Raw genomic sequence first — 7,892 nt, 5'->3', positions numbered from 1 at the left:
ACTGCGCGCAGGGGAACGGCAGCACGTGCAACTGGCTCGCCTGCCCCGATCCAGCGCTGGTCCGCCTTCCGTACTCGCGCAGTTCCTCGCGCCCCCGGCATCACCACGTACGTTCCTAGCGCCCCCGGGGTAACCACGTACGTTCCTCGCGCGTCGGGGGCTCGTCCGAAAGTGCCCCGCGTCTCAGACCGCGAGCGGGAGGGCTGAGTCGAGGCCGGGCCAGTGGCCGGTGGCGGCCAGGGTGGCGGTGGTGGCCAGACGGGCGGCGGCGTCGGGGGCGGCGGCGGGCGGGACGGTGAGGGGGATGCGGATGTGGTGCTCGAAGGCGCCGTCCACGCCGAAGCGGGAGCCGGCCGCGATGCGGACGCCGGTGTGTTCGCCGGCCTGGGCGAGGGCTGCGCCGGAGAGGCCGTCGGTGGAGACCCAGAGGGTGAGGCCGCCGGGCGGCAGCTCGGCCTGCCAGCGCGGGAGTTGATCGCGTAGGGCGGCCAGCAGGGCCTCTGCGCTGGAGCGCAGCCGCTGGTGCCGGTCGGCCCGGGCCTCGGCGAGGTGTTCGGTGAGCAGTTCGGCGGCGATCAGCTGCTCCATGACGGGGCTGCCGATGTCGGTGAAGGCCCGGTCGGTGGCCAGCCGGCGGATCAGGCCGGGGGCGGCGCGGACCCAGCCGATCCGCAGGCCGCCCCAGAGGATCTTGCTGGCGGAGCCGACCGTGACCACCTGGGCGCCGCGGTCCAGGGCGGCGGTGGGGCGGGGCATCTCCGTGGTGTTCCAGCCGAGTTCGGCGGGGGTCTCGTCGACCAGGACGGTGGTGCCGGAGGTGCGGGCGGCGGCCAGCAGGGCGCGCCGCTGGTCCTCGTCGATCAGGGCGCCGGTGGGGTTGTGGAAGTCGGGGATGACGTAGGCGAGCCGGGGTGCGGCGTCGCGCAGCACCCGCTGCCACTCGGGCAGGTCCCAGCGGCCGCCGTGCTGGGCGACGGGCACCAGGCGGGTGTCGGCGCGCTGTAGGGCGCGCAGGGTGTGGGCGTAGCTGGGGGCCTCGACGGCGACCCGGTCGCCGCGGGAGAGCAGCGCGTGGTGGACGAGCTGAAGGGCCGTCATGGCGCCGGTGGTGACCAGGATCTGGTCAGGGGTGGTGGGCAGGCCGCGTTCGGTGAAGCGGCGGGCGATGGCCTCGCGCAGGACCGGGACACCGGTGGGGAAGTTGCCGTGGCCGGCGGCGTAGGCGGGCAGTTGCTCGACGGCGCGGGCGGCGGCCTGGCCGAGCCAGGGCTGCGGGGCGGGCAGGGCGGCGATGCCGAGGTCCAGGGTGCGGCCGCTCTCGTCCGGCGGGACGGGGTGCAGGGCGTCGCTGGGCGGGCTGCTGCCCTCGGGCAGGGTGGTCCAGCTGCCGGAGCCGCGGCGGCTGCGCAGGTAGCCGTCGGCGCGCAGCGCCTCGTAGGCGGCGGCCACGGTGGTGCGGCTGAGGGCCAGGGCCTGGGCCAGTTCGCGTTCGGCGGGGACCCGGGTGCCGACGGCCAGGCGGCCCTCGGAGACCAGCAGGCGGACCTGTCCGGCGAGTTCGCGGTAGGCGGGGCGGTGGCCGTCCGGGCCGGGCAGGTGCGCGGTGCGCAGCTGCCGGGCCAGGGCGATGGGGGAGACGGTGCTCTGCCACTCGGCCATTTCAGTCCACTTCCATCGGATTGGCCCTGTCGAGGCCTCAGGTGGACTCCCCATGATGGCAGGGCGGCCGCTCGGCCGCCAGCATCCACCCTCCCGAGGAGCGCCCTGCCATGGCCACTTTCACCGAAGCGACCCCGACCGCCAGCCCGCGCGTCTGGACCACGGGCCGGCTGGGCCGCCGGGTGCCGCAGCTGCTGGTGGGCCTGTGGCTGTACGGGGCGAGCCTGGCGCTGATGATGCGCGGCTCACTGGGCGTCAATCCGTGGGACGTGCTCAACCAGGGCCTGCGACATCACCTGGGCCTGAGCATGGGCAGTTGGGTGACCATCGTCGGCGCGCTGGTGCTGCTGCTGTGGATCCCGCTGCGGCAGGTGCCCGGCGTCGGGACGGTCGGCAACGTGGTCGTGCTCGGCATCGCGATGGACGTCACCCTCGGTCTGCTGGACGCCCCGGAGGCCTGGGCGGCGAGGATCGCCCTGTTCGTCTCCGGCCTGCTGCTCAACGGCCTGGCCACCGGCCTCTACATCGGTGCCCGGCTGGGCGCGGGCCCCCGGGACGGCCTGATGACGGGCCTGCACCGGCTGACGGGGCGTTCGATCCGGCTGATCCGCACCAGCATCGAGGTCACCGTGCTGCTGGTCGGCGTCGCGCTGGGCGGATCGGTCGGTGTCGGTACCGTCGCCTACGCTCTGGCGATCGGGCCGCTTGCACAGTTCTTCCTACGCCGGTGCACGGTGCCCGAGGACGCCCGGAAGGGATGAACTTGCCCCGCGACTTCGCGGTCCGGAGCGGGCGCTCGTCGCGCTGTGGGGGTGGAACCTCGTAAGGTCGTCACCGTGTTGGACGAGATGCGGATACGGGATCTTGGCGTCATCGACGACGCGGTGGTCGAGCTGGCGCCGGGATTCACGGCGGTCACCGGCGAGACCGGGGCGGGCAAGACCATGGTGGTGACCAGCCTCGGGCTGCTGCTCGGCGGCCGCTCGGACCCGGCCCTGGTGCGGCGCGGGGCCGAGCGGGCCGTGGTCGAGGGGCGGCTGTCGCTGCCCGCCGGCTCCTCGGTGCTGGCCCGGGCCGTGGAGGCCGGGGCCGAACTGGACGAGGGCGAACTGCTGATCAGCCGGACGGTCTCCGCCGAGGGGCGCTCGCGCGCCCACGTCGGCGGCCGCTCAGTGCCGGTCGGCCTGCTCGCCGAGCTGGGCGAGGACCTGGTCGCCGTGCACGGCCAGACCGACCAGCAGCGGCTGCTGCGCCCGTCCCGCCAGCGCGGCGCACTGGACCGCTACGCGGGCGCCTCGGTGGCCGGCCCGCTGGCCCGCTACCGGGAGACCTACCGCGAGCTGCGCCAGGTGGCCGCGACCCTGGAGGAGCTCACCACCCGGGCCCGCGAGCGGGCCCAGGAGGCGGACCTGCTGCGCTTCGGGCTGGACGAGATCGCCGCCGCCGAGCCGGTGGCCGGGGAGGACGTCGAGCTGGCGGCCGAGGCCGAGCGGCTCGGCCACGCCGACGCGCTCAGCTCGGCCGCCGCACTGGCCCAGGCCGCCCTCACCGGCCACCCCTCCGACCCGGAGGGCGTGGACGCGGGCACCCTGCTCGGCCAGGCCCGCCGCGCCGTGGACGCCGTCCGCCACCACGACGAGCGCCTCGCCGCGCTCTCCGACCGGCTGAACGAGGTCGGCTACCTGCTGGCCGACGTCGCCCAGGACCTGGCCGGCTACGCCGACGACCTGGACGCCGACCCGGTCCGCCTCGCCGCCGTCGAGGACCGCCGGGCCGTGCTGGCCCAGCTGCTGCGCAAGTACGCCGGCGAGGAGAACACCCTGGCCGAGGTGCTGGAGTGGTCCGAGACCTCGGCCGCCCGGCTCGCCGAGCTGGACGGCGACGACGACCGGATCGTCGAGTTGACGGAGCGTCACGCGGAACTCCGGGCAGAGCTCACCGATCTGGCGGCCGAGCTGTCCGCCGCCCGGCAGGCCGCGGCCGGCCGCTTCGCCGAGGCGGTCTCGGCCGAGCTGGCCGAGCTGGCCATGCCGCACGCCCGGGTCACCTTCGACCTCAGCCGCGCCGACGACCCGGACGGGCTCGAACTCGACGGCCGCACCGTCGCGTTCGGCCAGCACGGGGTGGACGAGATCGAGGTGCTGCTCGCCCCGCACCCCGGCGCCTCGCCCCGGCCGATCGCCAAGGGCGCCTCGGGCGGTGAGCTCTCCCGGGTGATGCTCGCGGTCGAGGTGGTCTTCGCCGGTGCCGACCCGGTGCCGACGTACCTCTTCGACGAGGTGGACGCCGGTGTCGGCGGCAAGGCGGCGGTCGAGATCGGCCGCCGGCTGGCCAAACTCGCCGAGTCCGCCCAGGTCGTGGTGGTCACCCACCTCCCGCAGGTCGCCGCCTTCGCCGACCGGCACCTGGTGGTCGAGAAGACCAACGACGGCACGGTGACCCGGAGCGGCGTCAAGGTGCTCTCCGACGAGGAGAGGGTGCGCGAACTCTCCCGGATGCTGGCCGGTCTGGAGGACTCCGAGCTCGGCCGTGCCCATGCGGAGGAACTGCTCGCGGCCGCCCGGGGGCCCCGGCAGCACTGACGGGGTGTGGTCGACACGGGAGCCGCCGACTGTCCAAAGGGGCGCCTTACCTGGCATGGTGGCGGCTGGACACTGACTGACCAGGCCGTGATCGAGTCGGAGCGAGACGACGTGGACCATTCCGCCACCCGCGCCACCAAGGGCACCGAGACGGGGCAGCTGCACGTGGTGCTGGTGCTCTCCGCAGGGAGCGGGGGCATCGGCGCCCATGTGCGCTCGCTGGCCCAGGGCCTGGTCGCGCACGGCGTGGTGGTCACCGTCTGCGCCCCCGCCGGCACCGACGCGCTGTTCGGCTTCGGGCGCACCGGCGCGCGCTTCCACCCGGTCGACATCACCCCCACCTCCGGCGCGCGCAGCGACGCCACCGCCATCGGCGAGCTCCGGCGCGCCTTCACCGGCGCGGACATCGTCCACGCGCACGGCCTGCGCGCCGGGTTGCTCTCCGACCTGGCGCTGCGCACCGCCGGCCGCTTCCCCGGCCTGCGGCCGGAGACGCCGCTGGTGGTGACCTCCCACCACGCGATGCTGGCCACCGGACTCGACCGGCGGCTGCAGCGCCTGATGGAGCGTCGGGTGGCCCGCTCCGCGGACCTGGTGCTCGGGGCCTCGTCCGACCTGGTGGCCCGGGCGCGTGAGCTGGGCGCCACCGACGCCCGGCTGGGGCCGGTGGCGGCACCGCCGATGCCGCCCGCCGAGCTCGGCCGCGAGGCCGCGCGGGCCGCGCTGCTCGGCGGCGGGCCCGACCGGCCGTTGGTGCTGGCGATCGGGCGGCTGGTGGCGCAGAAGTCCTTCGGGCTGCTGCTGGACGCGGCGCGGCTGCCGGAGTTCGGCGAGGGCGACCCGCTGGTGCTGATCGCCGGCGACGGGCCGGAGCGCGAGCAGCTGGGGGAGCGGATCGCCGCCGAGAAGCTCCCGGTCGAGCTGCTCGGGCACCGCACGGACGTGCCGGACCTGCTGGCGGCGGCCGACCTGGTGGTGGTCAGCAGCCGCTGGGAAGCGCGGTCGCTGGTCGTCCAGGAGGCGGTCCGGGCCGGCGTCCCGGTGGTCGCCACCTCGGTCGGGGGGATCCCCGAACTGGTCGGCGAGGCCGTGGCGTTGGTGCCGTACGGGGATCCCGCCGCCCTGGCCGGCGCGGTGGGGGGCCTGCTCGCGGACCCGGCCCGGCGGGCGGCCCTGGTCGAGGCGGCCCACCAGCAGGCGGCCACCTGGCCCGAGGAGTCCGACACCGTCGCCCAGGTCCTCAGCACGTACGACGAATTGGTGATGCGTTCGTAGGTGGTCGTGCCAGGGGCGCGGGGAACTGCGCGCAGCGGTAGGCGTCGACCTGGTTGCCGGGTACGGAGGCTCACGTGCAACTGGTACTCCGTACCCGGCACTTGGCTCACTTTCTTCCGACTCGCGCAGTTCCTCGCGCCCCCAGCGGCCTGACCTCTTCCCGAGGGGTGATCAACGCGTACGCGGCCGCCGCTCCGGCGATGGCGATGGCGGCGCAGGTCCAGGTGCCGCTGTGCATGGCGGTGGTGAAGGCGTGGTCGGCGGCCGAGGTGAGCCGGGCGGCGGCCTCGGGCGGGAGGTGGGCGGCGACGGCGTGGGCGGAGGGGAGGTCCGCGGCGGCCGGGGCCGGGACGTCCGGGAGCCGGTCGCGGTAGGCGGCGGAGACCACGGTGCCGACCACGGCGATGCCGAGCACGCCGCCGAGTTCGCGGGCCACCCCGTTGAAGGCGCTGACCATCGGGGCCCGCTCCCGGGGGATCGAGGCGACTGCGGTGGCGCTGGCCGGGGCCATCACCAGGCCCATCCCGGCGCCGACCACGGCCATCGCGACGCAGAGGAGCGCGTACGGGGTGTCGACCTCGGTCAGTGAGATGCCCGCGAGGCCGAGGGCCATCAGCAGCAGGCCGCCCGTGATCGCGAGCCGGGTGCCGAAGCGGGCGGCGGTGGCGGCGCTGGTGGCGGAGGTCGCGGCCATCGCCAGGGCGAACGGCAGGGCGCCCAGGCCCGCCTTGAACGGGCTGAAGCCGTGCACCAGTTGGAGGTACTGGGTGTAGACGAAGAGCAGGCCGAACAGGGCGAAGAAGGTGACCGCGAGCATCGCCCCGGCCAGGCTGACCGAGCGGACGGCGAACATCCGCAGGTCGACCATCGGCTGAGGGGTGGTCAACTCCCAGCGGGCGAAGGCACCCAGCAGGACCACCGCGGCGGCGGCCTCCAGCAGGGAGGTGGCGGAGAGCCAGCCGCGTTCCGGGCCCTGGATGATCATGTCGACCAGGGCGGCCAGGCCGAGGGCGGAGAGCAGCAGGCCGGGCACGTCCAGCCGGCCGGTGGGGCGGCCGGGCAGGGCCGGGACCAGCAGCAGGGCGGCGGCCAGGGCGGCGGCGACCAGCGGGACGTTGATCCAGAAGACGCTGCTCCAGGAGTAGTGCTCCAGCAGCAGGCCGCCCGCGATCGGGCCGATCACGATGCCGAGCCCGGCCGTGGCGGACCAGACGGCGATGGCCTTGGGCCGCTCGCGCTCGTCGAAGAGCGTCACGATGACCGAGAGGGTCGCGGGCATCACGAAGGCCGCGGCCAGGCCCATCACGGCCCGTAGGGCGATCAGCTGCGCGGCCGAGTCGGAGAGGGCGGCGACGGCCGAGGCCAGGGCGAAGACCGCGAGCCCGGCGGTGAGCGAGCGCCGCTGGCCGATCCGGGTGCCGAGGCCGCCGGCGGTGATCAGCATCGCGGCGAAGACCAGGGTGTAGGCGTTGTTGATCCACTGCAGGTCGGCGGTGGAGGCGTGCAGGGCATCGGCGAGCGCCGGCAGGGCGGTGTTGAGCACCGTGTTGTCGATGGTGACGACCACCAGCGAGGAGCAGAGCGCGGCCAGGGCGCGCCAACGGCGTGGGTCGGGCAGGGCGGACGTGCTCACGGGAGTCCCCTAACTCTCGTAACCTTACGGCTGTTAGCTGTCGTCGGAGACGCTAGCGCGCTGACCTAACGGGTGTAAAGTCACGCCCATGGAGCAGCAGGAGGCACCGGCCAGGCCCAGGAACCGCCGGGGTGAGGGCACCCGGCTGCGCGAGGAGATCGTCACGGCGGCGATCGCCGTGATCGAGCGCGAGGGCTCCAAGGAGGCGGTCACCCTGCGCGCGGTGGCCCGCGAGGTCGGCATCGCCGCGCCCTCGATCTACGGGCACTTCCCCGACCGGGAGGCGATCGTCGAGGCCGTGGTCACCGAGGCGCTGGGCCGGCTGGGCGCGATGACCGGGGCGGCCACGGCCGGGGTGACCGACCCGGTGGAGCGGCTGCTGGCGGGCTGCGCCGCGTACGTGGAGTTCGGCATCCGGGAGCCGGCCTGCTACCGGATCGTCTTCGGCTCCCACAAGATCACGGCCGGCGCCTGTGAGCGGCAGGACGGGCCGAACGGGCTGGACGCCCTGATGGCGCTGGTGCGGAACCTGGAGGCGGTGGTCGAGGCCGGGCGCTCGGCCAGCACCGACCCGTTCGGCGACGCGATCGCGCTCTGGACGGCGCTGCACGGCCAGGTCACCCTGCGGGCCGCGCTGCCGGACTTCCCCTGGCCGCCCACCGACACGGTGGAGCAGCTGGTCCGCCGGCTGGGGATGATCACCGACCCGGAGGGCTGAGGGGGCACGGGGAGGGCGCCCGGCG

The 7,892-nt window shown here is 75.0% G+C and carries 6 protein-coding genes; 4 read left to right on the top strand and 2 right to left on the bottom strand.

Annotation, left to right across the window (positions count from 1 at the left end; translation table 11 throughout):
* Window positions 1-183: 183 nt before the first annotated feature.
* On the bottom strand, window positions 184-1,659 hold the full coding sequence (gene yczR, locus ACWCYY_RS30425; RefSeq protein ID WP_449797847.1) for a MocR-like transcription factor YczR: 1,476 nt from the start codon (window positions 1,657-1,659) through the stop codon (window positions 184-186).
* 110 nt (window positions 1,660-1,769) lie between these two features.
* On the opposite strand from yczR, the gene yczE reads away from it, so the two are divergent.
* From yczE to ACWCYY_RS30410, 3 genes are all read left to right on the top strand, one after another.
* Window positions 1,770-2,420, top strand: a complete 651-nt coding sequence (gene yczE / locus ACWCYY_RS30420) for a membrane protein YczE (RefSeq protein WP_345284836.1) — start codon at window positions 1,770-1,772, stop codon at window positions 2,418-2,420.
* Between the two features lie 87 nt (window positions 2,421-2,507).
* Complete coding sequence (recN, locus tag ACWCYY_RS30415) at window positions 2,508-4,241, top strand: DNA repair protein RecN (RefSeq protein WP_449797850.1); 1,734 nt, start codon at window positions 2,508-2,510, stop codon at window positions 4,239-4,241.
* Window positions 4,242-4,352: 111 nt separating this feature from the next.
* Complete coding sequence (locus ACWCYY_RS30410) at window positions 4,353-5,516, top strand: glycosyltransferase family 4 protein (RefSeq protein WP_449797846.1); 1,164 nt, start codon at window positions 4,353-4,355, stop codon at window positions 5,514-5,516.
* Between the two features lie 106 nt (window positions 5,517-5,622).
* Here ACWCYY_RS30410 and ACWCYY_RS30405 read toward each other — a convergent pair whose 3' ends face one another.
* Window positions 5,623-7,149, bottom strand: coding sequence for an MFS transporter (locus ACWCYY_RS30405; RefSeq protein WP_449797845.1), 1,527 nt, complete (start codon window positions 7,147-7,149; stop codon window positions 5,623-5,625).
* Window positions 7,150-7,237: 88 nt separating this feature from the next.
* On the opposite strand from ACWCYY_RS30405, the gene ACWCYY_RS30400 reads away from it, so the two are divergent.
* On the top strand, window positions 7,238-7,867 hold the full coding sequence (locus tag ACWCYY_RS30400) for a TetR/AcrR family transcriptional regulator (RefSeq protein WP_345284831.1): 630 nt from the start codon (window positions 7,238-7,240) through the stop codon (window positions 7,865-7,867).
* The last annotated feature ends 25 nt before the right edge of the window (window positions 7,868-7,892 follow it).

Source organism: Kitasatospora sp. NPDC001664, from assembly GCF_053596675.1.
Note: the sequence above shows the minus strand (reverse complement) of the source record. Positions and strands in the feature narration are given on the sequence as shown.